This window comes from Stenotrophomonas sp. Ste86, from assembly GCF_024519465.1.
Taxonomy (GTDB): domain Bacteria; phylum Pseudomonadota; class Gammaproteobacteria; order Xanthomonadales; family Xanthomonadaceae; genus Stenotrophomonas.
Map to the genome: position 1 here is coordinate 35,556 of NZ_JALJRW010000008.1, position 26,316 is coordinate 61,871.

Here is a 26,316-nt window from a genome sequence, read left to right on the forward strand (position 1 = left end):
ATCCCCTGACTCATCCCCGGTTTGAACGACATGTCATTGCGCAGCAAAACCGATCCGATGCCACCGCACGGATTGACCAAGGGCAAGGCCGCTACGATCAATGACATCGCGCGCCTGTCCGGGGTATCCAAGAAGACCGTCTCGCGCATCATCAACAACTCGCCGCTGGTGCGCAAAGACACCCGCGACAAGGTCGAGGCGCTGATGCGCGAAGTGGGCTATGCGCCCGACCCGCTCGCACGCGGGCTGGCGTTCCGGCGCTCGTTCCTGATCGGCATGGTCTACGACAACCCCACCGCGCAGTACATCGTGGACATGCAGTACGGCGCGCTCGACGCGCTGCGCGGGTCCAGCTTCGAACTGGTGGTGCATCCGTGCGACTCGCGCAGCCCCGGTTACATCGAGGGCGTGCGTCGCTTCGTGCAGCAGCAGAAGCTGCACGGTGTGATCCTGGTGCCGCGCGCGTCCGAAGACCAGGCGCTGGTGGACATGCTCGACGAGATCGGCTGCCGCTTCACCCGCATCGCCTCGCTGCCGCTGGATGACACCTCGCAGATGGTGGTCACCCATGACCGCGACGGCGCCGCCGAAGCAGCCGATTACCTGCTCTCGCTCGGCCACCGCGACATCGCGCTGGTCACCGGCCCGAGCGCGTACCGCTCGGCGCACGAGCGCACCGCCGGCTTCATCGATGCCCTGGCCAAGCGCGGTATCGAACTGCCGCCGGCACGCATCGTCGAAGCCGGTTACACCTTCGAATCGGGCGTGGCCGCTGCTGAAAAACTGCTGCTCGGCAAGCAGCGCCCGACCGCCATCTTCACCGGTAACGATGAAATGGCCGCCGGTATTTACAAGGTCGCGCTGCGCGCGGGCATCAACATCCCGCGCCAGCTGTCGATCATCGGCTACGACGACAGCCCGCTGGCCTCGCGCCTGTGGCCGTCGCTGACCTCGGTGCGTCGCCACACCCGCGACACCGGGCGCACCGCTGCGGCCATGCTGATCCAGCCTGACGGCCAGGCCGCGCTGCAGATCGCCAGCGTGCGCCCGCACCTGATCGTGCGCGATTCCTGCCAGCCGCCCGAGGATTGACCCGCGCCGCGATGGCAACGACGGGCGTTAATGATGAACGCGTCGCCACGCGCCCGTGCAATCGGTTGCCGATCGCACGGCTTTTCTGACATGGACACCACGCCGGGCCCGCGCTGGCCTATCGTGCGCTGCAAAATGACACCGGTTTCCTATCTGGCTAGAATGACCGGAAATCGCGCCGGGGCCGACCCGTCGGCCCACCCCTGCTCTGGAGACGCCATGTACTGCAAGACCCACTACGCCACCCATCCCGACGCCATCAAGGGCGCCAGCAATGACGACCTGCGCGAGCTGTACCTGCTCGACGGCCTGTTCAATGCCGATGCGGTGACGCTGAAGTACACCCACTACGAGCGCTTCGTGCTCGGCGGTGCCGCCCCGGTCAATGGCCCGCTGTCGCTGCCCAGGCAGACCGAGCCGGCCTCCGCCGCCGGCCACCCGTTCCTGGAGCGTCGCGAGCTGGGCATCATCAACGTCGGCGCCGGCAGCGGCACCGTCACCGTGGATGGCACCGTGTTCACGCTCGGCCCGAAGGACGGCCTGTACGTGGCGATGGGCAGCGTCGAGGTGGTGTTCGCGTCCGATGACGCGGCTACGCCGGCGCAGTTCTACCTGGCCTCGACCCCGGCGCATGCGCGCTTCGAGACCAAGCAGCTGTCGATCAAGGACGCCGTCGCGCTGGATCGCGGCGCGCTGGAAACCAGCAACGAGCGCACCATCTACCAGTACATCGTGCCGGCGACCTGCCAGTCCTCGCAGCTGCTGCTGGGCCTGACCGTGCTCAAGCCGGGCAGCGTCTGGAATACCATGCCGCCGCACCTGCACGACCGCCGCAGCGAGGTCTATTTCTACTTCGACCTCGGCCAGAACGACCGCGTTTACCACTTCATGGGCGAGCCGGACGCGCAGCGCCACATCGTCATCCAGAACAACGAAGCGGTGGTCTCCCCGCCGTGGTCGATCCACATGGGCGCCGGCACCAGCAACTACGCCTTCATCTGGGCGATGGGCGGCGAAAACCTGGATTACACCGACATGCACGTGCTGGACATCTGCCAGCTCAAGTGACCCCGATGCGTCGCCCGCAGCGTGCGGGCGGCGCTTGTGCCGCATTGGAAAAGGACCGCATACGCAATGGCTAATCCGTTCAGTCTGGAAGGCAAGGTCGCCCTGGTCACCGGTGGCAATACCGGCCTGGGGCAGGGCATCGCGGTGGCATTGGCGCACGCCGGTGCCGACGTCGCCGTCGCCGGTATCCAGCCGCCCACCGAGACCATCGCCGCCATCACCGCCCTCGGCCGCCGCTGCCTGGCGATCGAAGCGAACCTGATCAGCATCGAGCCGGTGGAGCGGGTCATCCGCGAGACCATCGAGGGCCTCGGCGGCCTGGATATCCTGGTCAACAACGCCGGCCTGATCCGCCGCGCCGATGCCGTGGATTTCAGCGAGCAGGACTGGGATGACGTCATGAACGTCAACATCAAGTCCGCGTTCTTCATCTCGCAGGCCGCCGGCAGGCACTTCATCGCCCAAGGGCGCGGCAAGATCATCAACATCGCCTCGATGCTGTCCTTCCAGGGCGGCATCCGCGTGCCGTCCTACACTGCCAGCAAGAGCGGTATCGCCGGCATCACCCGCCTGTTGGCCAACGAGTGGGCCAGCAAGGGCATCAACGTCAACGCGATCGCGCCGGGCTACATGGCCACCGACAACACCGCCGCGCTGCGCGCCGACGAGGACCGCAACAAGTCCATCCTCGACCGCATCCCGGCGGCCCGTTGGGGCACCCCGGAAGACCTCGGCGGTACGGCGGTGTTCCTGGCTTCCAGCGCATCGGATTACGTCAACGGCGCGGTGCTGCCGGTCGACGGCGGCTGGCTCGCTCGGTAAGCGACACCATCGAACGGTACGCCCACGCGGGCAGACGATGGGCGCCCTTGGGCGCCCATCTGTCATTCGGACACCCCATCTGCCCGGTAGTGCCGGCCGCTGGCCGGCAGCTCTCCACCCAGGAGCATGACCATGTTGCGTTTGCTACTGTCCCTGTCGCTGTTGATGGCGGCCCCCAGCGCGCTGTGCGCCCCGCACCGCATCTTCATTGCCGGGGATTCCACCGCCGCCGAGTACGGCCCCGAGCGCGCGCCGCAGGCCGGCTGGGGCCAGGCCCTGCAGAGTCACCTCGATCCCGCCGCGTGGGAGGTGCGCAACCACGCCAAGGGCGGGCGCAGCACGCGCAGCTTCATCGAAGAAAAACGCCTGGACGCCATTGCCGGCGAGCTCCAGCGCGGGGACGTGCTGCTGATCCAGTTCGGCCACAACGACGCCAAGTTCGAAGATCCCACGCGCTACACCGACCCCGCCACGGCCTACCCGCAGTACCTGATGCGCTACGTCCAGCTGGCCCGCGACAAGGGTGCAACGCCGGTGCTGATCACCCCCGCGGCGCGGTTGCTGTACGACTTCGGCTCGCTGCTGGACACGCATGCGCTGTACACGCAGTCGATGAAACAGCTGGCCACGCGCGAGCAGGTGGCGTTGATCGATCTCAACGACAGTTCCACGCGCTGGATCCGCGCGCTGGGCGAGCAGGGCGCGCGTCCGTACTTCCTGTTCGTCCCGGAACAGAACAAGGCCGATGGCACCCACTTCAGCGTCGCCGGCGCCAACGCGGTGGCCTGCCTGGTGGTGCGCGACTGGGTGGCGCTGCAGCCTGAACTCAAGTCGGCGCTGAAGCGTGATATCGACTGCGAGGTGCGCAGTGCGGGGCAGGGCGGTGATGCCGCCAGCCCCTCGCGTGTCGTGCACGAGCGCGATATCGCCGTGACCCAGCCGGGGCCGCATGGTGGGGCGGGGCCGACCACCGCCTATCCCTTCTTCGCCGAGGATGACCTGCCGTTCGTGCTGCGCAAGCGCGTGCTGCACAAGGGCGCGGGCATCGGCCTGCACCCGCAGCACAAGGACGAGATCTACTACATCGTCAGCGGGCGTGGCAGCTACGTGCTGGATGGCAAGCAGTACGACGTGGCGGCAGGCGACGCGCTGCTGACCCGCACCGGTAGTCTGCACGCGCTGCAGCAGGTGGGGGACGATGACCTGGTGGTGCTGCTGGCCTATCCCCGGTAGGTACCGACCGCTGGTCGGCACCGGCCGTACTCACCGCTGCGGGCCGGCATCCGGTTCCGACCCGAAATGCAGCACGCCGAGCCTGGCCAGGTCCTCGGGGCGTGCGTAGTACGCCTCTTCAAACTGCTCCAGCGCGTCCTGCTCCGCAGGCGTCATCGCCTCGTACAGATCGCTCAACTCGGTCACCGCCGGATCATCCTCAAAACGATCCAGCAGCCCGCGCATGCCGGCCAGCGCCGCATGGGTCTGGTCCGCACCCATGGCACGCAGCCCCTGCAGGGCCAGTTGGCAGGTGGGGTCGCCCCAGTTGCACAGGAACTGCATGAAGCCGCCGTTGTTGATGTCCGCTTCCATCCGCCACAAGGCCACCAGCAGCTGGTCCTGCGCTGACAGCGCGTCCAGTCTCCAGTCCAGCGCATGCAGCCGCTGCATGGCATGGTCGTAGCGCGCATCCCACAGCAGGTCCAGCACGTAGACCATGCCGGTGGCCGACGCCGGCGACAGCGCCGGCCAGTTCGCGCCGAGGCCGTCGTCGGTCAACACCCACTGCGCACGCTGCTTCGCCGACGCCTTCTCCAGCCGCGGGTTGCGCGTGAGGAACTCAGCCACCTGCGTGCCGCTGGCCAGCTGCAGGTGTACGTGGGTGGCATCGAAGTGGATGGATTGGATGCGGAACGCGGGCAGAGGCATGGCGTTGGACAGCGGCACGGGCAGGGCCAAGACCTTAACAGAGCTCAATCCATCCCCCGGTAGAGCCGACCGTTGGTCGGCTGCTCCAGATTCATACCACCCGCGGCAATATCGCGCGAACGGCAGCCGACCAACGGTCGGCTCTACCGATCAGACGTCGCCGCCGTCTTCCCAACCTTCGCCTGTGCCCTTCTGGAACACGCGGTCGCCGTCCTGCACGTCACCGGCCGGCAGGTGTTCCTTGGCTTCCAGCGCCGCATAGATCGGGGTGAAGTCCGGCGCGGTCGCCTGCATCAGCTGCTCGAAGCTGTCGATGACGAAGTAGGTCTTCTGGAAGGTGTCGATGCGGTAGCGCGTGCGCATGATCCGCTCCAGGTCGAAGCCGATCCGGTTCGGCGCCGCCGATTCCAGCGAGTACAGCGATTCGCCCTTGGACGAGACGATGCCGGCGCCGTAGATGCGCAGGCCCTCGTCGGTGTTGATCAGGCCGAACTCCACCGTGTACCAGTACAGGCGGGTGAGGTGCTGCAGCGCTTCGGGGCCGATCGCATGCGCCTTGACGCCGCCGCGCCCGTAGGCGGCCATGTAGTCGGCGAACACCGGGTTCATCAGCAGCGGCACGTGCCCGAACAGGTCATGGAACATGTCCGGCTCGGCGATGTAATCGATCTGGTCCGGGCGACGGATCCACCAGGTCACCGGGAAGCGACGGTTGGCCAGGTGGTCGAAGAAATCCAGCTCCGGCAGCAGCCCTTCCACCCCGACCAGGGTCCAGCCGGTGGCCGCGCCCAGTACTTCGTTGAGCTGGTCGAAGCGCGGGATCATGTGCGCGCTCATGCCCATCTCGTCCTGGGCGTGCAGGAACTCCTTGCTGGCGCGGCCGTCGAGCAGCTCGCGCTGGCGCTGATACAGGGTGCTCCAGGTCGCGTGGTCGTCGGCGGTGTAAGTGTCCCAAGGCTGTTCAACCACGGCGGTGGTATAGACCGGCACGTATCCCTTGTCGGTCTGCTGGTGTTCGACACGGCGTGGGGTGGTGGCGGTTTCCATCGTGGTGGTCTCCTGGGACGTCATATGACGATGCTAGGGCAGGGGGCGCGCAAGAGGATTGCAAAGTTGCGCGGATATGCCGGATTGGCGCAATATCATTGCGTCCATCTCATGTTGCGGAGCAGCAATGGCCGGAGATACCCAGTTCGACCGCACGGATCTTCGCCTACTGGCAGAAATCCAGCAGCACGGCCGTGCCACCAACGCCGAGCTGGCCGTCCGGGTGAACCTGTCCCCGTCGGCCTGCCTGCGCCGCGTGCAGCGCCTGGAAAGCGAGGGGGTGATTGCCGGTTACGGTGCGCGGCTGGAGCCACGCCTGATCGGCCTGGGCCTGCAGGCCTTCGTCCGCGTGCAGCTGGAGAAGCACGACCAGCACGCCATCGGCGTGTTCGCCGACAGCGTCGTGGAATGGGATGAAGTGGTGGCCTGCCATGCGCTCACCGGCGACATGGACTACCTGCTGCACATCTACGTGCGCGACCTGGAGCATTTCTCCAGTTTCCTGCTCGACAAGCTGCTCAACGCGGCCGGCGTTGCCGACGTCAACTCCAGCTTCGTGCTGCGCACGGTGAAGGACTTCCGCGCGCTGCCGCTGTCGCAGCTGGAGTAATGCGGATCGCAAACGCGATCACGTGGTGTAACCGACCGGCGGTCGGTTACACGATCATTCCAACCCGGTAGAGCAGACCGTTGGTCGACTGCGCGACCACCCCAACGCGGTAGAGCCGACCGTTGGTCGACTGTGCGACCACCCCAACCCGGTAGAGTCGACCGTTGGTCGACTGTGCGACCACCCCAACCCGGTAGAGTCGACCGTTGGTCGACTGCGCGGAAACCAACATCAGGAGCAGCCGACCAACGGTCGGCTCCACCGGCGGCGGGGCGTCAGCCCTCGCACTTCTCCTTGCGCCCCATCAGACGGCCCACGCGCGAGGGTGCATCACACTTGGGCTTGGGCGGCGGCGGGGCGAGCGCGGCGGCGCGCGCGCGCTGCAACTGCTGCACCTTGGCGCGGATCTGCGGCATCACCGCCATCGCCGCTTTCTCGCCCTCCAGGATCGCGTTGTTGCGCTGGCTGAAATCGGCCGCGCCAATGTCCAGCACCTTTGGCCGGATGATGATGTCCGCGCGCGCCAGTTCCTGCTCGCCCAGGCGCTGGCCCATGATCGAGATCGACTGGTTGACGATGCCGAGCATGCCGGTGGGCGCCTTGCCGCTGGCCTTGCTGGAGATGTCCACGGCGATCACGATGTCCGCGCCGAGCTGGCGCGCGGCATCCACCGGCACCGGGCTGACCACGCCGCCATCGATGTAGTTGCCCTTGCCGATCTTCACCGGCTCGAACACGCCCGGGATACTGCTGGAGGCGCGCACCGCCTGGCCGGCGTTGCCGCGCACGAAGATCGCCCGGTCGCCGGTTTCCAGCTGGGTGGCCACCGCGGCGAACGGCTTGGCGAACTTCTCGATCGGGCGGTTGCCGACCTGGGTGTTGACGTAGTCCTGCAGCTTCTGGCCCTGCACCAGGCCGCCGGAGAACAGGCGCACATCGCGGATGCTGGTCTCGTCCAGGGCCACTGCCTTGGACTGCATCTGGAACGCGTCCATACCGCTGGCATACAGCGCACCGACCACGCTGCCGGCACTGGTGCCCGACACCACCACCGGCTCGAAGCCATTAGCCTCAAGCATCTTGATCACCCCGATATGCGCAAAACCCTTGGCCGCACCGCCACCCAGTGCGATGCCGATCTTGACCGGCTTGGCCTGCGCCACGGGCGTGGCCACCGGGGGCGGGGTCGGGCGGACCGGATCACCGCCGCAGCCGGCCAGCAGGCCGAGCAGGGCAACGGACAGCGTCAGGCGGGTACGGCGCAGTGATTTCATCGGGGGTCTGCAGGTGAATAGGCAACGGAGGGCGCCAGCATACCGAAGCCACGGCGGGCCGGGCAGGACACGGCAGCGCTTATTCAGCGCCGCGCTGGCCCAGGCGACGACGGCGCGCATCGGAGGAGGCCTGCCGCGTGTGCGCTTCTGGCAACCATCAGGGAATCTGCGAACCGCGTCCACCACAACATGGCCGAATCCTGCTAATGAATGACCGCAATTTGCGACGCTGTTGTTGTACTGCAACAATTGTCTGGTAGCGCCGGTCCACCACCCCTCCCAACACAGCCTAATCGCCATGTTCCCGAACCGCACTGCCCACGGCCGGTTTCCGTCCGTGCACCCGCTCGTCCTCGCTCTGACCGCCCTGCTGCCATTGACGGCCGCAGCCCAGGAAGCACCCGCCGCCAAGGATCCGGTCGCCCTCGATACCCTGCAGGTGACGGCCCAGCGCCGCGTGGAAAACGCCAAGGACGTGCCGGTGTCGATCTCGGCCATCCAGGGCGAGAAGCTCGATGTGCTCGGTTCGGCCGGCGACGACATCCGCTTCCTGGCCGCGCGCGTGCCCAGCCTGAACATCGAATCGTCCTACGGTCGTGCCTTCCCGCGCTTCTACATCCGCGGCCTGGGCAACACCGATTTCGATCTGAATGCCTCGCAGCCGGTGTCGCTGGTGTATGACGACGTAGTGCAAGAAAGCCCGCTGTTGAAGGGCTTCCCGCTGTTCGACCTGGCCGGCGTGGAAGTGCTGCGCGGCCCGCAGGGCACGCTCTTCGGGCGCAACACGCCGGCCGGCGTGGTCAAGTTCGATTCGGCGCGCCCGTCGCAGGACGCCGACGGTTACATCAAGGTGGCCTACGGCAGCTACAACACCTGGAACACGCAGGGCGCCTTCGGTGGCCCGCTGACCGACCGCTGGTCGGCGCGTGTGTCGGCGCTGTACCAGCGCCGCGACGACTGGGTCACCAACACCCGTGCCAACGCACCGGCGCAGGGTTTTGAAGGCTATGACGAGGCCGCCGCACGCGTGCAGTTCCTGTACGAGGGCGACGACGTGGAGGCGCTGTTCAACCTGCACAAGCGCAAGCTCAACGGCACCGCACGGCTGTTCCGCGCCAACATCATCAAGCCGGGCACCAACCAGCTGGTCGAGAACTTCGACCGCGATGAAGTGGCCACCGATGGCCAGAACTTCTCCGACCTGGAAACCTGGGGCGGCAGCGCGCGCCTGAAGTGGGACCTGGGCCGGGTGACCCTGCACTCGATCACCGGTTATGAGACCGCCGAGTCGCTCAACCATGGCGATATCGACGGGGGTTACGGCGCGGCGTTCCTTGGCGCGGGCAACTACGGTCCGGGCTTCATCCCGTTCCCGTCCGAGTCGGCCGATGGTCTGCCGCACCACCGCCAGTGGACCCAGGAATTCCGCGTGGAATCCAACGAATGGGGCCGTCTGGACTGGCAGGCCGGCGTGTTCTACTTCGATGAAGACGTCACCATCGACAGCTTCAACTACGACTCGCTGACTCCGGGCAATCCGCAGACCGGCCACGCAGTGCAGCAGCAGCGCAACAAGGCCTGGGCGGCGTTCGCCTCCGGCGATTTCGACGTGACCGAGCGCTTCAAGCTGCGCGGTGGCGTGCGTTACACGCAGGACAAGAAGGACTTCAGCGCCAGCGTGCTGCAGGCCGTGTCCGGTGGTACGCCGGTGAGCGGCCCGTACATCGCCAAGACCGATGTCGACGATGTCAGCTGGGACCTGAGCGGCGTCTACAAGATCACCGACAACCTCAACGCGTATGCGCGCGTGGCCAAGGGCTTCCGTGCACCGTCGATCCAGGGCCGGTTGGCCTTCGGTGGCGTGTCGCAGGCCGATTCGGAGAAGGTGATTTCGTACGAGGCCGGCATCAAGGCCGACCTGTTCGACCGTCGCGCGCGCCTGGGCTTCAATGTGTTCCGCTACAACGTCGACGGCCAGCAGCTGATCGCGGTGGGCGGCAGCAACAACACCGCCACCCTGCTCAACGCCGACAAGACGTTGGGCCAGGGCGTGGAGCTGGACGTCGAAGCCTACCTGACCGACCACGTCCTGCTCACCTTGGGCAGCAGCTACAACGACACCGAGATCAAGGACCGCAACCTGGCCGTGGCGATCTGCGGCGGCGGCTGCACCATCACCGACCCGACCACGGTCATCGATGGCGGCACCTACGCGCTGGTCAACGGCAACCCGTTGCCGCAGGCGCCGAAGTGGATCCACAACCTGACCCTGCGTGCCGGCTTCCCGCTCAACGATGCCAGCGAGCTGTACGTCTACACCGACTGGGCCTACCGCAGCGAGGTCAACTTCTTCCTGTACGAGTCGCCGGAGTTCCGCGGCCGCTCGTCGCTGGAAGGTGGCCTGCGCCTGGGCTACAACTGGGATTACGGCCAGTACGACGTGGCCGTGTACGGCCGCAACCTGACCGACCAGGTCCGGGTGGTCGGCGCGATCGACTTCAACAACCTCACCGGCTTCCTCAACGAGCCGCGCACGTTCGGCGTGGAGTTCACCGCGAAGTTCTGATGCAACGTCACATGTCGTGAAAATCCAGGAACGGCGCGGAGAGATCCGCGCCGTTCTTCGTTGATGGCCTCCGCCATTTCGCCGCTTCGGTAGAGCCGACCCACGGTCGGCTCTACCGGTAACGCGCTGTCCCCTGCAGGCGTCGACTCACAGCGCGCTCGCCGGCCGCACCTTCAACACCGCCTCTTCGGCAGCGCAATCCCGCGCGGAATGCAGCCCCGCCTTGCGTGCGGCGGCGATCTCCTTGCGCGCGGCCAGCAGGTCCTTGTTGAACGCGGCGTTGTCGTGCAGTCGTGCCACGGCGGCGGCGCCCATGAAGCGGCCCTCCAGGATGTCGCTCTGCCAGTGCACGTTGCACACCAGGCGGCTCTCGCCGTAGTTGCGGCCGCGCGCCTGGATGGCGTCGGCGCGATCGGGGACGATCTCGGACAGGATCAGCGCCCAGGTCCAGCCGATCGACGTGTGGCCGGACGGGTAGGAGCCATTGCCGCGCAGGTCCTTCTCGTCTTCCGGTGAGCAGGTTGGCTCGTTGTTGACCATGAACGGACGCGCGCGCTGGTAGTGCTTCTTGGCCGTGCGGGTGGCGGCACTGGCATCGATCCGGCTGCGCTCGAGCAGGCGGTACAACGCCGGGGTCTTCACTGCATCCACGTCCACGTCGATGGCGCAGGAGAACTGGTTGGCACCGGCCGGGAAGCCCAGTTCGGCGTCGCGATGGGCCTGCGCGAAGCGCGGGCTGCCGCGCAGCGCTCGGGCTTGGCGACTGACCTGTTCGTCCAGCGCGAAGCCGGCCGAACCGGCCGCCGGCGGTGCGGGCACCAGTGCCAGGCTGTCCGGCACGGCATCCGACGGCAGGTAGCCGGTCGCCTTGGTGGTCACCGAAGCTTCCACCGCCGTCGCCCCGGGCGCAGCCGTCGTCGCACAGCCTGCCAGGGTCGCCAGCAGGGCGGTGGCCAGCAGCGGGCGCAGAAGTGCAGGAGCGCGCAGGGACGAAGGCATCGGCAGGTCTCGAAGAGGGGAGAGCCGCATGATCGCAGCTTCACCTGGCCGCGACAGTGGCCGTTGGTCATGTGGCCAGATCCGGCACGGCCGGCGCTTGGATAACGGAAACCCGCTACTGGTTCACGGTTTTCAATGGAGGCGCGACATAGCTTCGCCAAAGGCGCCATCACTCGTCATATCTCTATGGATAGATGCACTACATGGCAACGCGGTAGCGCCGGTCATCAGGGGGATCACCTGCAAGGGAGCAAAACGGATGCGAAGCAACGCGGGAAGGACGGGCGGTGGACTCGCCCTGGGCTTGATGCTGGCGTGCGGGAGCGTGCACGCGGCCGATGTGGTGGGGGTGGCGTTCGTGCACGGCACCGGCAAACAGACCGATGCGCGCACGGACTACTGGCAACCGGCGATCATCGACACCGTGCGCCAGGGGCTGCCTGACAGCAGCAACTACACGGTGGTGAACTGCGATTTCGAACAATACATGTGGAAGCCCGAGGCGGCCGGCTGCCTGGCCGGGCAATTGACCAGCTTCATCAACACCCGGGGCATCACCAAGCTGGTGGTGATCACCCATTCCAACGGCGGCAACGTGGTGCGCTGGATCCTGTCCAATCCCACCTACGACAGCCGCTATCCAAAACTGATCCAGACCATCAGCAAGGTCACCGCGCTGGCGCCGTCCTCGGCCGGCACGCCGCTGGCCGATGCCGCGCTCAACGGCAACACCTTCGAGACCTCGGTGGGCTGGCTGCTGGGCTACAAGAGCGATGCCGTGCGCCAGCAGCAGGTGGGGCACATGGCCACCTACAACGCACAGAATCTGTACGGCACCGCCGGGCGGCCGGCGTTGCCGAAGACCTTCCGCGTGGTGGTCGGCTCGGACGTGGAATCGGCGGTGTGGGACAGCAACAGCTACTGCGGTGGCTACGCGCAGAACGTGGGCCTGGAGTTCACCCAGAACTGGTTGAACAGCTGCTCCGACGGGTTCCTGGAATGCAGCAGCCAGAAGGCCGCCGGCAGCCTGTGGTTCACCGACAAGGCGCGCACCAAGGGCGCCGAACCGCTGAGCCACAACCAGAGCCGCCGCGAGTGCTTCGGCCTGGGCACGATCCTGCGCAACGACCTGACCCTGTGAGGAGTACACCATGACGTCAAGACTGATGATTGCCGCCGCCGTCGCCGCGGCGATGGTGGCACTGCCCCTGCAGGCCGCACAGCCGCTGCTGCCGGCGCGCAGCAGCGACCAGGTGGCACCGCGCGTGGAAACCGCGCCGCTTTCCGGCGATGCCATCGAACGTGCGCCGGTGACCTTTGCCTGGGCGCTGGATCCGACGCAGGCATTGGCCGCCCCCGCCCCGTTCGTGGCCAGCAGCCGCAGCTACTGGGAGATGGTGGACGCCGCCACGTTGCAGCGTGGCCTGGACCTGCCGCTGACCGCGCCCGATGCGGTGATCCAGGTCAGCCCGGTACAGGGCGCGCGCGCACTGGCGCCGGAGCAGTGGGAGGTCCGCGATCCGGCCGGGGTGCTGGCGGTGGACAAGGTGGTCGACGCGCAGCAGTTGCGTGCCGCGGGCATGCGCGTGGGGCAGGGCAGCGCGATGGTGCGCACTGGCAGCAGCGCGGCGGTGGGTAACTACCGGTTGCAGAGCGCGCAGGCCCAGGGCCGCTACGTGGTGCAGGTGCTGGAACCCAACAGCACGGTTGCACTGCAACTGCAGGCCGACCGCCAGCAGGTGCTGGCCGGCGGCAGCGTGGCGCTGACCGCGCGGTTGCTCGATGACGGCGGCAGCGCCGCACTGGCCACCGGCCGGGCCGCCGCACGCGCGCTGCCGGCCGGCGGCGAGGCATTGCTGGTGGCGCCGGACGGGCGCAGCTGGCCGGTGCCGCTGGTGGCCGGCAAGGACGGCCTGCGCGCGCGCGTGACGATTCCGCAGGACATCGGCCGGGTGCAGGGCTTGTGGGAACTGCAGGCATTCGTCAGCGCCAACGGGGTGCAACGCGATGCCAAGGTCGCCTTCGCCGTGGCCCAGCCGACCGCGCGCTTCAGTGGTCAGGTCGCGGTGGACAGTGCCCGTCGTGCGGTGTCGCTGCCGCTGCAGATCGGTGCACAGGGGCGGTACGAGGCACGCGGCACGCTCTATGCCACCGGTCCGGATGGCCAGTTGCACCCGGTCGCGCAGGCGCACAGTGCGGCGTGGTTCGACAAGGTCGGCAGTGCCCAGCTGCAGTTGCCGTTCGCCAGCGTCGCACTGCCACGCGGGTATGCGGCACCGTTCGAACTGCGTGACCTGCAGTTGCAGGACCAGGGGCGGATGGCGCCGATCGAGTCGCGCGCGGTGGCGGTGAAGTTCTAGGCAAGGCGGGCGACGGAGGCGATGGCCTCCGTCGCCTTTGGTAGAGCCACGCCATGCGTGGCTGCCTTGCGTCCAGCGCCCGTGCACCCGCCAGCCACGCATGGGGTGGCTCTACCGTTCGGGGTTCGTGCACCCTGCCAGTCACGCATGGGTGCGGGCGTTTATCCGGCGAAGGCGCTCAACCTGCCTTCGTGTTCGATCACCTGGATCGGTCCGCCGAATACCTCCGTTAGCGGCGCGTCGCGCAGCAGGTCGTGCCGGCTGCCGTCGGCGAGGATCCTGCCGCCGCGCAGCAGAATCACCCGTTCGATCTCGGGGATGATCTCTTCGATGTGGTGGGTCACCAGCACCAGGGTGATGCCTTCGGCGGCCAGCCTTCGCAGGGTGGCGATCAGGTGCTGGCGGGCGATCAGGTCCAGCCCGGTCGACGGCTCGTCCAGCAGCAGCGCCTGCGGCCGGTTGACCAGCGCACGGGCGATCAGCACGCGCCGGGTTTCACCGGCCGACAGTTCGGCATAGCCGCGCTGCAGCAGCGGTAGCGCGCCGGTCAGCGTCAGGGTTTCACGCACCCGTTCGCGCATGACGTCGGTGACGTCGCGGAAGGCGGGCACCACGAAGCTGGCGAAGAAACCCGACAGCACCGCTTCTTCCACGGTCAGTCCCGGCATGTCGGCCAGGTTGCTGCTGAGGTCGCCGGTGACGATGCCCAGCTGCGCGCGCAGGCGGTCCACCTGCCAGCGGTTCTGTCCGAGCACGCGCACCGCCACGCTGCCGTCGGCATGCGCCAGCGGGTACAGCTCGCGGGTGATCAGCTTGATGAAGGACGACTTGCCACAGCCGTTGGGGCCCAGCAGCGCGGTGTGCTGGCCCTGGGCGATGCGCAGGCTGAGGTCGTGCAGAACCCGGACCTGGCCACGGATCACACAGGCGCGGTCCAGCTCGATCAGGGGGGCGTGGGTGGCGCCGGGCGCCAGGGAGGCTGCAACTGTCATGAATGCGGGGGCATGCTCACGAAGAGGGGAAACAACTGAATGACTGCGCAAAAATCGCATCAGATGGATGAAGTTTGCAACGTCAGGCCCCATCATGTCCGAAGGTGTACCCGTTTCCTTGCTGGCCGCCCGCGGCCCGGAGTCCTGCGATGCTCGATACGCTCCTCAACTTCCTGACCGGCGGCCTCGTTGGCCTCGGCTGGTGGGGCATGGCGCTGGTGCTGCTGGTGTTCACCCAGCTGACCATCTTCGCCGTCACCCTGTACCTGCATCGCAGCCAGGCGCACCGTGGCGTGGATTTCCACCCGGTCATCGCGCACTTTTTCCGCTTCTGGACTTGGCTCACCACCTCCATGATCACCAAGGAGTGGGTGGCGATCCATCGCAAGCACCACGCCAAGGTGGAAACCGACGAAGACCCGCACAGCCCGGTCACCAAGGGCATCGGCATGGTGTTCTGGCGTGGCGTGGAGCTGTACCGCGAAGCTCGCGCGATGCGTGCGGACATCGAGCAGTACGGCCGTGGCGCCCCGGACGACTGGATCGAGCGTCACCTGTACACCCCCCACGCCAACCTCGGCCCGGTCGCGTTGCTGGCCATCAACAGCCTGCTGTTCGGCCTGCCCGGTGTCGCCCTGTGGGCGATCCAGATGGCGTGGATCCCGTTCTGGGCCGCCGGTGTGGTCAACGGGCTCGGCCACTGGTGGGGCTATCGCAACTTCGAATCGGCCGATACCTCGACCAACCTGACCCCGTGGGCGTTCTGGATCGGCGGCGAAGAGCTGCACAACAACCACCATGCCTTCCCGAGCTCGGCGCGTTTCTCCATGCGCCGCTGGGAGTTCGACATCGGCTGGGCCGCCATCCGCGGCCTGCAGGCGCTGCGCCTGGCCAAGGTGCTGCGCGTGGCACCGTCCATGGACGTGCGCCCTAACATCACCGTGCCGGATGCTGAAACCCTCAAGGCCCTGTTGTCGCACCGCTTCCAGGCGATGACCGACTACCAGCGCAACGTGTTCGTCCCGGCCCTGCGCGAAGAGGCGTCGATGGCCGGCGCCAAGCTGCGCAAGCTGCTGCCGCGCCGCATGCGCCGTGGCCTGGTCAACGATGGCCGCTGGCTCAAGCCCGATTGCCGCGCCCAGCTCAGCACCTGGGTGGAACAGCGCCCGCGCATCCGCGTGCTGGTCGAGCACCGCGCGCGCCTGGCGGCCCTGCTGGAAGCGCGCGGCAACGACGCCGCCGAACGCCTCAAGCTGCTGCAGGCCTGGTGCCACGAAGCCGAGGCAAGCGGCATCGCCGCGCTGCAGGCCTATGCCGCACGCCTGAAGGGCTATGCACTGACGGCGCACTGACCGGTGCGCCGGTCTGCACCCGATGCCTGTGAAAAACGCCGCCGCGTGCGGCGTTTTTCCTGCCTGGCCCTGCTGCTCGCCGCCACCGGTGTGCAGGCACAGGTCGCCGATACCGGCAGCTACCTGCAGCGCATGGACACCGACGGTGATGGCCGTGTCAGCGTCGAGGAATACGTGCAGTGGATGATGTATGCCTTCCAGCGCATGGACCGCAACGGCGATGGCGTGCTCAGCGCTGATGAACTGCCCGGCGGCAAGGGTCCCCCGATCACCCGCGAACAGCAGCGGCAGACCCTGATCCAGCGGTTCCATAAGCAGGATGCCACTGGCGACGGGTATCTGAGTGCCAAGGAACTGGCCGCGCCGCCGCGTTGATTGCCTCGCGCCCAGTCTGTCGCCGGCTCGCTAGAATCTCCCCATGCCCGAACTCCCTGAAGTAGAAACCACCCGCCGAGGCCTGGCACCGCACCTGGAAGGCCGCCGCGTGCACGGCGTGATCCTGCGCCGCCCCGACCTGCGCTGGCCGATTCCCGATGAGATCGGGGCCCTGCTCCCCGGCCAGGCGATTGAAGGCGTGCGCCGCCGCGCCAAGTACCTGCTGCTCGATACCGCCATCGGCAGCGCCCTGCTGCACCTGGGCATGTCCGGCAGCCTGCGCGTGCTGCCCGGTGATACCCCCGTGCGTGCGCACGATCACGTCGACATCAGCCTGGACAACGGTCGCCTGCTGCGCTTCAACGACCCGCGCCGGTTCGGCAGCCTGTTGTGGCAACCGGCCGGGGAAACCCACGAACTGCTGGCCGGGCTGGGCCCGGAGCCGCTGGAGGAGGCCTTCAACGGCGATTACCTGTTCCAGCGCAGTCGGGGCCGCAAGGCGCCGGTGAAGACCTTCCTGATGGACCAGGGCATCGTGGTCGGGGTGGGCAACATCTACGCTGCCGAAAGCCTGTTCATGGCCGGAATAAACCCGCTGCGCGAGGCCGGTAAGATCTCCCGCGAGCGCTACCAGCGCCTGGCCGATGCAGTGAAGCAGATCCTGGCCTACGCCATCACCCGCGGCGGTACCACCCTGCGCGACTTCATCAATCCGGACGGGGCGCCGGGTTACTTCGAGCAGGAGCTGCTGGTCTACGGCCGTGAAGGCGAGCCCTGCCGCCAGTGCGGCCGGCTGCTGCGGCACGCCACCATCGGCCAGCGCGCCAGCGTCTGGTGCAGCCACTGCCAGCGTTGAACCCTCGCATGCCTGTCGCCTTGGCAGGGGTATAGTCCGGCCAACGTCACCGGCGGGGGTGTGCGATGGACGAGGGCCCGGATATCACCGTATGGCTGGATTCAGCCCGTGCGGGCGACCGCGCCGCGCTGGACCGGGTGCTGACCCTGCTCTACCAGGAGCTGCACAGCATGGCCCGGCGCCAGCTGGCCGGGCAGCAGGGGCGCACCCTGGATGCGACCTCGCTGGTCCACGAGTCCTACCTGAAACTGCTCGGCGCGCGCGGTACCGCCCGCTTCGAAGACCGCGCGCACTTCTTCGCCTACGCCGCCTCGGCGATGCGCAGCGTGGTGGTGGACTACGCGCGCAACCGGCTGGCGCGCAAGCGCGGCGGCGACCTCAAGCGGGTGGCGGAAATACCGGAAAACAGCAGCAGCGGCGTGCGCATGGACGAGGACCTGCTGGCACTGGACGTGGCACTGGCGCGGCTGCAGGCGGTGGATGGGCACCTGGCCAAGGTGGTGGAACTGCGTTACTTCGCCGGGCTGTCCGAGCAGGAAATCGCCGACCTCTGCCAGCGCTCCGAACGCAGCATCCGCCGCGACTGGCAGAAGGCCCGCATGTTCCTGCTGGCATCGGTGCGCGAAGACTGATCGAGGGGGCATGAAGGCCCTGCGTGGCGGCGCGGGCGGCGGTACATCGTTCGGGGAGTGGATCGATGGAAGCGGTGCGCTGGCGGCAGCTGTCGACGCTGCTGGACCAATTGCTGGAACTGCCCCCGGCCCAGCGCGAACTGCGCCTGGCCCAGCTGCGCGCGGCCGATCCGACCTTGGCCGGGGACGTGGAACGCTTGCTCGCCCACGAACGCGACAGCCAGGAGTTCATGGCCCAGCCGCTGTGGACGGCCGCGCCGGAAGACAGCCGCGTCGGGACCCTGGTTGGCCCTTACCGGCTGCTGCGGCTGCTGGGCGAGGGCGGCATGGGCGAGGTCTGGCTGGCCGCGCGTGCCGATGGCCTGTACCAGCGCCAGGTCGCGTTGAAACTGCTGCGCAGCGGCTACGCCGACTCCGGCCTGCGCCAGCGCTTCGCCCGCGAGCGCGAGATCCTGGCCCGCCTGCAGCACCCCCACCTGGCCGAACTGCTGGACGCCGGCGTGGACCTGCAGGGCCAGCCCTACCTGGCGTTGGCCTACGTCGAAGGCGAACCGATCACCGACTACTGCCAGCGCCTGCAACTGCCGCTGGAGCGTCGCCTGCCGTTGATGCTGCAGGTCTGCGAGGTGGTCAGCCACGCCCACGCCAACCTGATCGTGCACCGCGACCTGAAGCCTTCCAACATCCTGGTCACCGCCGAGGGCGAAGTGAAACTGCTCGATTTCGGCATCGCCAAGCTGCTTGATGATCAAGACGGGCGTGACCCCGCACAGCATCCGCCGACCGAAGCGCGCGCCTTCACCCTGCACTACGCCGCGCCCGAGCAGGTGCGCGGTGAACCGGTGACCACGCTCACCGATGTGTATTCGCTCGGTGTTGTGTTGTACGAGGTGATCACCGGGCGCAAACCCTACCGGCTGCGTCGACAGAGCGATGCCGAATGGGAGCGCTCGATTCTGGAGGTGGATGCGCCGCGGGCCTCGGCCGCAGTGCTGCGCGGCAGCGCCGATGCACCGCCCACGACGGCGGCGCGGCGACTGGCCCGGCGCCTGCGCGGTGATCTGGACACCGTCCTGCTCAAGGCACTGCACAAGGCACCGGCACAGCGCTATGCCTCGGTGGAAGCGCTGGCGCAGGACCTGCGACGCTTTCTGGAAGGCCGACCGATCCACGCGCGGCCGCAGCGCACCCTCTACCGCCTGCACAAGTACCTGGGCCGGCATCGCTGGGGCGTGGCGCTGGGCGTGTCATGCGCGCTGGCGCTGCTCGGCCTGGCGGGCGTAGCGCTGTGGCAGATGCAGCAGGCGCGGCGCGAGATCGTCCGCGCACAGGCCATGCAGGATTTCACCGTGAGCCTGTTCGACCGTGCCGCCAGCGTGCGCCATGGCAGCTTCGACGTGCGCCAGCTGCTGGCGACCGGGCAGCAGCGGGGCGAGGCCGAACTGGCCGACCAGCCGCTGTCGCTGGCCGACCTGGAAGGGGTGATCGGGCGGCTGCGGATCGGCATGGGCGATTACCAGCTGGCGCTGCAGACCCTGGACCGCCAACGCGCGCTGCTGCAACAGGTCGACGACGTGCCGCCGCCGCTGCAACTGGAAGCGGTGACCCAGCGCGGGCGGGCGCTGCGCATGCTGGGACGCTCGCGCGAATGCGTCACCCACATGACCCCGATGCAGGCACTGGCCGCCGAGCAGCGCACGGCGCTGCCCAGCCAGGTGGCCGAGTACCACACCCAGCTCGGCCGGTGCCAGCAGCTGCTGGGCTACCGTGCCCCGGCGCGCGCAGGCTTTGAACAGGCGCTGGCGCTGCGTCGCGAGGTCCTGCACGACCTTCCCGGCACGGCCGACAGCCTGGCCGATCTGGCTGCCCTGGACAGCGACGACGGCCGCCCGCAGGCGGCATTGGCCGGCTACCAGCAGGCCCTGCAGCTGCTGCAGGCGCGGGCCGGCGAGCGCCTGCCGCAGTTGATCGCACTGCGTCGGCATCTCGGCGAGACGCTCGCCGTGCAGGGCAACCTGGACGCGGCTGAGCAGAACCTGCATATCGCCTGGGCCGACGCGGTCAGCCTATATGGTCCGGACCATCCCGAGACGCTGTCGATCCGGCGCCTGCGTGGGGTGCTGGCGATGCAGCGCGGCGATCTGCAGCAGTCCACCGCGCTGCTGCACCAGGTGCACACGCTGACCCGACGCGCCTTGGGCGAGCAGCACCGGGACACCGGCTTGAGCTGGCATGCGCTGGGCCGCCTCGCCCTGGAGCGTGGCGACAGCAGCGCAGCGGTCGCCGACTTCGAGCGTGCCGTGGCCATCTGGCGCCAACCGGACTGCATCGGCCTGTTGCCGCAGGGTCTGTACGACTACGGCACCGCGCTGGCGCAGGCCGGGCGCTGGCAGGCCGCGCTCGCGGCGTTGCACGAGGGCCGCCAGTGGCAGGCTGCGCAGCGCGGCGACCATGCACCTTCGGTGCAGCGCGCCGACCGGCTCATGGCCGAGGTCACCAGCGCGTACGGCGACCCGCACCAGGCCGGTGAGCAGTTGGCACGGCTGATGCGGCGCAGCGCGCAGGGCGGGCCGGAAGCGGCCACCCAGCAGCAGGCGCTGCAGTTGGCCTGGGGCCGCAACCTGGTCCGCATGGGCCAGGACGTGGAAGCGCGGCGCGCGCTGCAGCAGGTAGCCGATGGCACCGCGCCCGATCCGGCCAGCATCGAACTGCGCTGGCAGGCACGCACCACCCTGGCCGCGCTGCACTGCACGCAGGCGCCGTGGCGCGGCCGCGAGGCCCTGCTGCAGCTACAGACCGAGGTGCAGGCGCAACGTCCGCAGGGCGGCGCCGTGCTGCGCGGTATCGACCAGGCCCTCCGGGCCTGCGCTGCGCCGGCGCTGGCGTCGCTGCGGTGAGCGGCGGGTTTGCTGAACGTCACGCCGCGACCACCTCGGCGAATTAACGTTCCTCTGCCTATGATGGCCGGCCCTTTCCTGCCAGCGCTGCCTGCATGCAACGTCGCGACTTCATCCGCAATGCCTCCCTGGCCCTGGCCGCGATCGGCTTCCCCGCGTTGCCGGCCTGTGCCGCACAGGGCAACCAGCTCGGGCTGCGCCGGCTCGGCCAGCCGCAGCCGTTCGATTTCGCCACCCTCAAGGGCCAGGCGCGCGCGCTGTCGCAGGCCGCCTACCAGAGCCACAAGCGCACCCTGCCCGGGCCGCTGGAAGCGCTGGACTGGGACCAGTACCAGTCGATCAGCTATCGCCAGGACCACGCCTTGTGGGCCGACAAGCCCGGCAAGTACCAGGCCAAGTTCTTCCACCTGGGCCTGTACTTCCATTCGCCGGTGCGCATGTATGACGTGGTCGATGGCACCGCGCAGGAGCTGGCCTACGATCCGGCGGCGTTCAATTACGGCAAGAGCGGATTGACGGGCAGCCACCTGCCGGCCGACCTCGGCTTTGCCGGCTTCCGCCTCAACACCCGCCAGGACACCGACCGCGACTTCGCCGCGTTCCTGGGCGCCAGCTACTTCCGTGCGGTCGGCAAGGAAGGCCAGTACGGCCAGTCCGCACGTGGCCTGGCGATCGACACCGGGATGGGCAAGCCGGAGGAATTCCCGGACTTCATCGCCTACTACCTGGAACAGCCGGCGGCAGACTCCAACACCCTGGTGGTGTATGCGCTGCTGGATTCGCCCAGCGTGGCCGGCGCCTACCGCTTCGCGATCACCAACGGCGATGTGCTGCTGATGGACATCGACTGCGCGCTGTACCCGCGCAAGGCGATCGAGCGGCTCGGCATCGCCCCGTGCACCAGCATGTACCAGGTCGGCGAGAACGATCGCCGCATGGACTGGGACTGGCGCCCGGAAATCCACGATACCGACGGCCTGTCGATGTGGACCGGCGGCGGCGAGTGGATCTGGCGTCCGCTGTGCAACCCGCACAACCTGCGCTTCAACATGTTCGTGGACAACAACCCGCGCGGCTTCGGTCTGCTCCAGCGTGACCGCAACTTCGACCATTACCAGGACGACGGCGTCTTCTACGAGAAGCGCCCGTGCCTGTGGGTGGAGCCGAAGGGGCAGTGGGGCAAGGGCTCGGTGCAGCTGGTCGAGATCCCCACCGTCGATGAAACCTTCGACAACATCGTGGCGTTCTGGAATCCCGAGGCCAAACCGCAGCCCGGCCAGGAGTTGCTGCTCGGCTACCGCCTGTACTGGGGCGCCGAACCGCCCGCGCGCCCGCCGCTGGCCCACTGCGTTGCCAGCCGCACCGGCCTGGGCGGGGTGATCGGCAAGAAGCGCGCGTACTTCTCGTGGCGCTTCGCGGTCGATTTCGAAGGTGGCGAACTGGCCGCGCTGATCGACAAGGGCGAGGTCGAAGCGATGGTCCAGGCCAGCCGTGGCCGCGTGGAGATCGTCTCGGCGCGTCCGCTGCGCGAGATCAAGGGCTACCGCGCCATGTTCGACCTGGTCCCGCCGGACGATTCCACCGACCAGATCGACATCCGCCTGTACCTGCGCAGCGGCGGCAAGACCCTGACCGAAACCTGGCTGTACCAGTACAGCCCGCCGCCGAAGGGCGCGCCGGAACGCACGTTGTATTGATCGGCCCCCGGCACCGCACGCCGCTCCATGGGAGGGAGGGTAGAGCCGAGCCATGCTCGGCTGCTCTCGGCGCAGCAATCACCGCCACGCGCTGCGTGGCACGCCGAGCATGGCGCGGCGCTACCGCCGGGTGACGATCCGCCACGCGCTGCGTGGCACGCCGAGCATGGCTCGGCGCTACCGGCCGGGTGACGATCAGATCGGCAGCTTGGCCTGCGCCGGGTCGATTTTTCCTTCACCGCGGGTGATCTTCTTGAACTCGGCCCGGCTGACCGACACATAGCGCTCATTGCCGCCGATCTCCACCTGCGGGCCGTCCTGCACGGCGTGGCCGTGCTCGTCCACCCGCACGGTCATGGTGGCCTTCTTGCCGCTGTGGCAGATGGTCTTGATCTCCTGCATCTCGTCGGCCCAGGCCAGCAGGTACTGGCTGCCTTCGAACAGCTCGCCGCGGAAGTCGGTGCGCAGCCCGTAGCACAGCACCGGAATGCGCAGCTGGTCGACCACCTCACTGAGTTGCCAGACCTGGCTGCGGGTCAGGAACTGGGCTTCATCCACCAGCACGCAGCCGAGCTTGCCGTGGGCCTCCAGGTCCTGGGCGATGAGCCTCTGCAGGTCGGTGTCGCGGTCGAAGGCCACGCCATCGGCCTTCAGCCCGATCCGCGAGGCCACCACGCCACGGCCGGCACGGTCGTCCAGGCGGGGGGTCAGGATGGCCACGCGCATGCCCCGCTCGTGGTAGTTGTGCGCCGACTGCAGCAGGGTCGTGGTCTTGCCGGCGTTCATCGCCGAATAATAGAAATAGAGCTTGGCCATGCCGGGATTTTATCCGCTCCGTGGCCTGGACAGGCTGCCGGCCGATCAGTCGGCCGGGCCGGGCACGGTCTTGGGCGCACCGACATCGACCGTGCCGTTGCGACGCCCGGCCTGGGCCAGTTCCTCCGCCTTCCATTGCCAGTACCGCGTCGGTTGCCAGTACGCGTCCTGGTAGAACGTGTCCGGGTCCACCACGCGCGCGCCACGCTTGTCGCGGACGAACATGTCCATCTTGGCCGTCACGGCGCCGGTGCGGCTGCCGGTCACCGTGCGCAGCCCGCTGCGCAGCTCGCGCTCCAGGCGCGGCTGGGCGGCGGGGTCGCCGAACTCGGCATACAGCGTCCGCCCCTCACTGACCGCACGCTGGCGTTCGGCCGGATCCAGCGCAGCCCAGTAGCGCTCGCGCTGGGCCAGCAGGAACGGCGTGCCGCGTTCGGCGGCCAGATCCATCCACGCATACCCAATGCCCCGGTCGAGCGCGCCGCCCTGGCCGGTCCACCACATTTCGGCCAAGGCCGCCTGCGAGAGTTTGTCGGCGTATCGCGCAGCGGCCTGGAAGTGGCTGCGCGCCTCGCTCATGCGCCCCTCCACCTGTGCCTGGTGACCCAGTTGGCGGTAGCGCATGTCCGGGTGGTTGGCCAGGAAGGCCGGACTGCCCAGTACTTCCCGCGCGCGCAGGTCGGCCACCTGGGGCTGTGCCAGCACCGGCGAGACGGCCATGGCCGCGACCACCGCCACCCACAATCGTCGATCCGTAAGACGCCCGATCACGTGCCACCTCCCTGCGCTCGACACACGTCCTCAATACCCGCTGCCCGGGTCGGCGTCAACCGGATCGGCTACCCGGGCGGCCCGGTACAATGCCCCTCCCACGGAGATGGCATGCACGGTCTCAACCCCCCCCAACGCGCGGCAGTGCTGCACTGCGAAGGTCCCCTGCTGGTGCTCGCGGGCGCCGGCAGCGGCAAGACGCGCGTGATCGTGGAGAAAATCGCCCAGTTGATCGCCACCAAGCGCTACCCGGCGCGGCGGATCGCGGCGATCACCTTCACCAACAAGTCCGCCAAGGAAATGCGCGAGCGCGTAGCCAAGCGGCTGCACGGCGGGGATGCCGAGGACGTCACCATCTGCACCTTCCATGCCCTCGGGCTGAAGTTCCTGCAGATCGAACACGCGGCGGTGGGGCTCAAGCGCGGCTTCTCGATTTTCGATGCGGACGATGCCACCTCGCAGGTCAAGGACCTGATGTACGGCGCCAAGCCGGACGACATCGAGGACGTGAAAAACCTGATCTCGCGGGCCAAGAATGCCGGCCTCTCGCCAGAGCAGGCGATGGCCGCGGCGCGCAGCAACCGTGAGAAGGAAGCGGCCAGCGTCTACGAGCGCTACCAGCTGCGCCTGACCGCCTTCAACGCGGTCGACTTCGACGACCTGATCCGCCTGCCCGTGCAGGTGCTGGAAGAAAACCCGGAGATCGCGGTCGCCTGGCGCGAGCGCATCGGCTACCTGTTGGTCGACGAATGCCAGGACACCAACGATGCGCAGTACCGGCTGCTCAAGCAGCTGGCCGGCAGCAAGGGCAACTTCACCTGCGTGGGCGACGACGATCAGTCGATCTACGCCTGGCGTGGCGCCAACCCGGAAAACCTGCAGCAGATGGCGCGCGATTACCCGGCGCTTGAAATCATCAAGCTGGAGCAGAACTACCGCTGCTCCAACCGTGTGCTGCGCGCGGCCAATGCGCTGATCGCCAACAACCCGCACGAACACCTGAAGAAGCTGTGGAGCGACCAGGCCGACGGCGAGCGCATCCGCGTGTGGGAATGCCGAAACAGCGAACACGAGGCAGAAAAGGTGGCGGCGGAGATCTCGTTCCTGGCCACCTCCAAGAAGATCCCGTGGAGCGATTTCTGCATCCTGTTCCGCGGCAATTTCCAGTCGCGGCCGCTGGAAAAGGCCCTGCAGCTGGTGCGCGCGCCGTACCACATCACCGGCGGCACCGCGTTCCTGGAACGCCAGGAAGTCAAGGACACGCTGTCCTGGCTGCGCCTGCTGGTGAATCCCGACGACGATACGGCGTTCATGCGTGCGGTCCAGTCGCCCAAGCGCGAAGTCGGCGCCGGCACGCTGGCCAAGCTGGCCGAGCTGGCGTCTGAAAAAGAGCTGCCGATGGCGCATGCCGCCGAAGCGATCGGTGCGTTGTCGCAGCTGCCGCCACGTGCGGCCAATGGACTGAGCCGCTTCACCGACATCCTGCGCGACCTGCGCGCGGAGATGCCCAAGCTCAGTTCCGGCGACCTGGTGCGCAAGCTGGTGAAGGAATCGGGGCTGGTCTCCGAGCTGCGCAGCGCATGCAAGGAAGAGTCGGTCTACCAGCGTCGCCTGGGCAACCTGGAAGAACTGGCGCAGTGGTTTGAAGGCGGCCCACGCGGCGCCACCACCGCCGACCTGGCCGCGCAGCTGGCGTTGCTGTCGCGCAACGACAAGGACGATGGCGGCAACCAGGTGCGGATGATGACCATGCACGCCTCCAAGGGCCTGGAATTCCCCTACGTGTTCATCATCGGCTGTGAGGACGGCGTGCTGCCGCACCAGGTCAGCCTGGATGAAGGCAACCTGCAGGAAGAACGCCGCCTGCTGTACGTGGGCATCACCCGCGCCAAGGTGCAGCTGTGGATGAGTTACAGCAAGCTCACCCGCAAGTTCGGCGAGCACGTGCGGCTCAAGCCCAGTCGTTTCTTCGACGAGATCCCGGCCGAGGAAATGCAGCGCGACGGCGCCGATCCCGTCGCCGACGCGGCGCGCAAGAAAGAGCGCGCGAGTGCGGGGTTGGCCGCGATCCAGGCATTGTTCGACTGACCCACCACACGGTAGAGCCGACCGTTGGTCGGCTGCCGTTCCCGAGGCGCGTCGACTGCACTATGTCCGGTCGAAGAGC

At 67.8% G+C, this 26,316-nt stretch carries 22 protein-coding genes; 15 read left to right on the forward strand and 7 right to left on the reverse strand.

Translation table 11 applies throughout. From position 1 onward, the window contains the following. Positions 1–57: 57 nt before the first annotated feature. The 4 genes from NR101_RS09505 (at position 58) to NR101_RS09520 (ending at position 4,215) form a co-directional block, all read left to right on the forward strand. Positions 58–1,092, forward strand: a complete 1,035-nt coding sequence (locus tag NR101_RS09505) for a LacI family DNA-binding transcriptional regulator (RefSeq protein WP_256776653.1) — start codon at positions 58–60, stop codon at positions 1,090–1,092. Positions 1,093–1,311: 219 nt separating this feature from the next. Further along, positions 1,312–2,160, forward strand: a complete 849-nt coding sequence (kduI, locus tag NR101_RS09510; RefSeq protein ID WP_256776626.1) for a 5-dehydro-4-deoxy-D-glucuronate isomerase — start codon at positions 1,312–1,314, stop codon at positions 2,158–2,160. 66 nt (positions 2,161–2,226) lie between these two features. Beyond that, on the forward strand, positions 2,227–2,982 hold the full coding sequence (kduD, locus tag NR101_RS09515) for a 2-dehydro-3-deoxy-D-gluconate 5-dehydrogenase KduD (RefSeq protein WP_256776627.1): 756 nt from the start codon (positions 2,227–2,229) through the stop codon (positions 2,980–2,982). A gap of 132 nt (positions 2,983–3,114) precedes the next feature. Continuing rightward, entirely contained in the window at positions 3,115–4,215 is a 1,101-nt protein-coding gene (locus tag NR101_RS09520; RefSeq protein WP_256776628.1) for a GDSL-type esterase/lipase family protein, read from the forward strand. A gap of 30 nt (positions 4,216–4,245) precedes the next feature. Here NR101_RS09520 and NR101_RS09525 read toward each other — a convergent pair whose 3' ends face one another. Both NR101_RS09525 and phhA read right to left on the reverse strand, forming a co-directional pair. After that, on the reverse strand, positions 4,246–4,953 hold the full coding sequence (locus NR101_RS09525) for a DUF4375 domain-containing protein (protein ID WP_256777732.1): 708 nt from the start codon (positions 4,951–4,953) through the stop codon (positions 4,246–4,248). Positions 4,954–5,055: 102 nt separating this feature from the next. Beyond that, positions 5,056–5,952: a phenylalanine 4-monooxygenase gene (gene phhA, locus NR101_RS09530; protein WP_256776654.1), complete on the reverse strand. Its 897-nt coding sequence runs from the start codon at positions 5,950–5,952 to the stop codon at positions 5,056–5,058. Positions 5,953–6,079: 127 nt separating this feature from the next. On the opposite strand from phhA, the gene NR101_RS09535 reads away from it, so the two are divergent. Next, entirely contained in the window at positions 6,080–6,562 is a 483-nt protein-coding gene (locus NR101_RS09535) for an Lrp/AsnC family transcriptional regulator (protein ID WP_256776630.1), read from the forward strand. Positions 6,563–6,837: 275 nt separating this feature from the next. On the opposite strand, the gene NR101_RS09540 is transcribed toward NR101_RS09535, so the two are convergent. Next, the gene (locus tag NR101_RS09540) at positions 6,838–7,836 is read right to left on the reverse strand and encodes a patatin-like phospholipase family protein (protein ID WP_256776631.1); all 999 of its coding nucleotides are present in this window, start codon (positions 7,834–7,836) and stop codon (positions 6,838–6,840) included. Positions 7,837–8,134: 298 nt separating this feature from the next. Between NR101_RS09540 and NR101_RS09545 the strand changes: the two genes are divergently transcribed. Further along, a complete protein-coding gene (locus tag NR101_RS09545; RefSeq protein ID WP_256776632.1) occupies positions 8,135–10,402 on the forward strand; it encodes a TonB-dependent receptor in 2,268 nt (755 codons plus the stop codon). A 147-nt stretch (positions 10,403–10,549) separates the two neighbouring features. Here the strand turns inward: NR101_RS09545 and NR101_RS09550 are convergent, their stop codons facing one another. Next, the gene (locus NR101_RS09550; protein ID WP_256776633.1) at positions 10,550–11,401 is read right to left on the reverse strand and encodes a phosphatase PAP2 family protein; all 852 of its coding nucleotides are present in this window, start codon (positions 11,399–11,401) and stop codon (positions 10,550–10,552) included. A gap of 259 nt (positions 11,402–11,660) precedes the next feature. On the opposite strand from NR101_RS09550, the gene NR101_RS09555 reads away from it, so the two are divergent. Further along, positions 11,661–12,542, forward strand: coding sequence for a hypothetical protein (locus tag NR101_RS09555; protein WP_256776634.1), 882 nt, complete (start codon positions 11,661–11,663; stop codon positions 12,540–12,542). 10 nt (positions 12,543–12,552) lie between these two features. Then, entirely contained in the window at positions 12,553–13,761 is a 1,209-nt protein-coding gene (locus tag NR101_RS09560; RefSeq protein WP_256776635.1) for a DUF4785 family protein, read from the forward strand. 161 nt (positions 13,762–13,922) lie between these two features. Here the strand turns inward: NR101_RS09560 and NR101_RS09565 are convergent, their stop codons facing one another. Further along, on the reverse strand, positions 13,923–14,708 hold the full coding sequence (locus NR101_RS09565) for an ATP-binding cassette domain-containing protein (RefSeq protein ID WP_306175482.1): 786 nt from the start codon (positions 14,706–14,708) through the stop codon (positions 13,923–13,925). Positions 14,709–14,902: 194 nt separating this feature from the next. Between NR101_RS09565 and NR101_RS09570 the strand changes: the two genes are divergently transcribed. The 6 genes from NR101_RS09570 (at position 14,903) to NR101_RS09595 (ending at position 22,562) form a co-directional block, all read left to right on the forward strand. Then, the gene (locus NR101_RS09570) at positions 14,903–16,105 is read left to right on the forward strand and encodes a fatty acid desaturase (protein WP_256776637.1); all 1,203 of its coding nucleotides are present in this window, start codon (positions 14,903–14,905) and stop codon (positions 16,103–16,105) included. 45 nt (positions 16,106–16,150) lie between these two features. Beyond that, a complete protein-coding gene (locus NR101_RS09575) occupies positions 16,151–16,480 on the forward strand; it encodes an EF-hand domain-containing protein (protein WP_256776638.1) in 330 nt (109 codons plus the stop codon). A gap of 43 nt (positions 16,481–16,523) precedes the next feature. After that, positions 16,524–17,336: a bifunctional DNA-formamidopyrimidine glycosylase/DNA-(apurinic or apyrimidinic site) lyase gene (gene mutM, locus NR101_RS09580; protein WP_256776639.1), complete on the forward strand. Its 813-nt coding sequence runs from the start codon at positions 16,524–16,526 to the stop codon at positions 17,334–17,336. A gap of 65 nt (positions 17,337–17,401) precedes the next feature. Continuing rightward, positions 17,402–17,968 carry an ECF-type sigma factor gene (locus NR101_RS09585; protein ID WP_256776640.1) on the forward strand — a complete coding sequence of 189 codons (567 nt, stop codon included), beginning with the start codon at positions 17,402–17,404 and terminating at the stop codon, positions 17,966–17,968. A gap of 65 nt (positions 17,969–18,033) precedes the next feature. Next, on the forward strand, positions 18,034–20,865 hold the full coding sequence (locus NR101_RS09590) for a serine/threonine-protein kinase (RefSeq protein WP_256776641.1): 2,832 nt from the start codon (positions 18,034–18,036) through the stop codon (positions 20,863–20,865). Between the two features lie 95 nt (positions 20,866–20,960). Next, the gene (locus tag NR101_RS09595; RefSeq protein ID WP_256776642.1) at positions 20,961–22,562 is read left to right on the forward strand and encodes a glucan biosynthesis protein D; all 1,602 of its coding nucleotides are present in this window, start codon (positions 20,961–20,963) and stop codon (positions 22,560–22,562) included. 195 nt (positions 22,563–22,757) lie between these two features. Here the strand turns inward: NR101_RS09595 and NR101_RS09600 are convergent, their stop codons facing one another. Both NR101_RS09600 and NR101_RS09605 read right to left on the reverse strand, forming a co-directional pair. Further along, positions 22,758–23,378, reverse strand: coding sequence for a thymidine kinase (locus NR101_RS09600; protein ID WP_256776643.1), 621 nt, complete (start codon positions 23,376–23,378; stop codon positions 22,758–22,760). Between the two features lie 45 nt (positions 23,379–23,423). Continuing rightward, on the reverse strand, positions 23,424–24,149 hold the full coding sequence (locus NR101_RS09605) for a hypothetical protein (RefSeq protein WP_256776644.1): 726 nt from the start codon (positions 24,147–24,149) through the stop codon (positions 23,424–23,426). A 111-nt stretch (positions 24,150–24,260) separates the two neighbouring features. Between NR101_RS09605 and NR101_RS09610 the strand changes: the two genes are divergently transcribed. Beyond that, a complete protein-coding gene (locus NR101_RS09610) occupies positions 24,261–26,237 on the forward strand; it encodes a UvrD-helicase domain-containing protein (RefSeq protein ID WP_256776645.1) in 1,977 nt (658 codons plus the stop codon). Positions 26,238–26,316 lie beyond the last annotated feature (79 nt).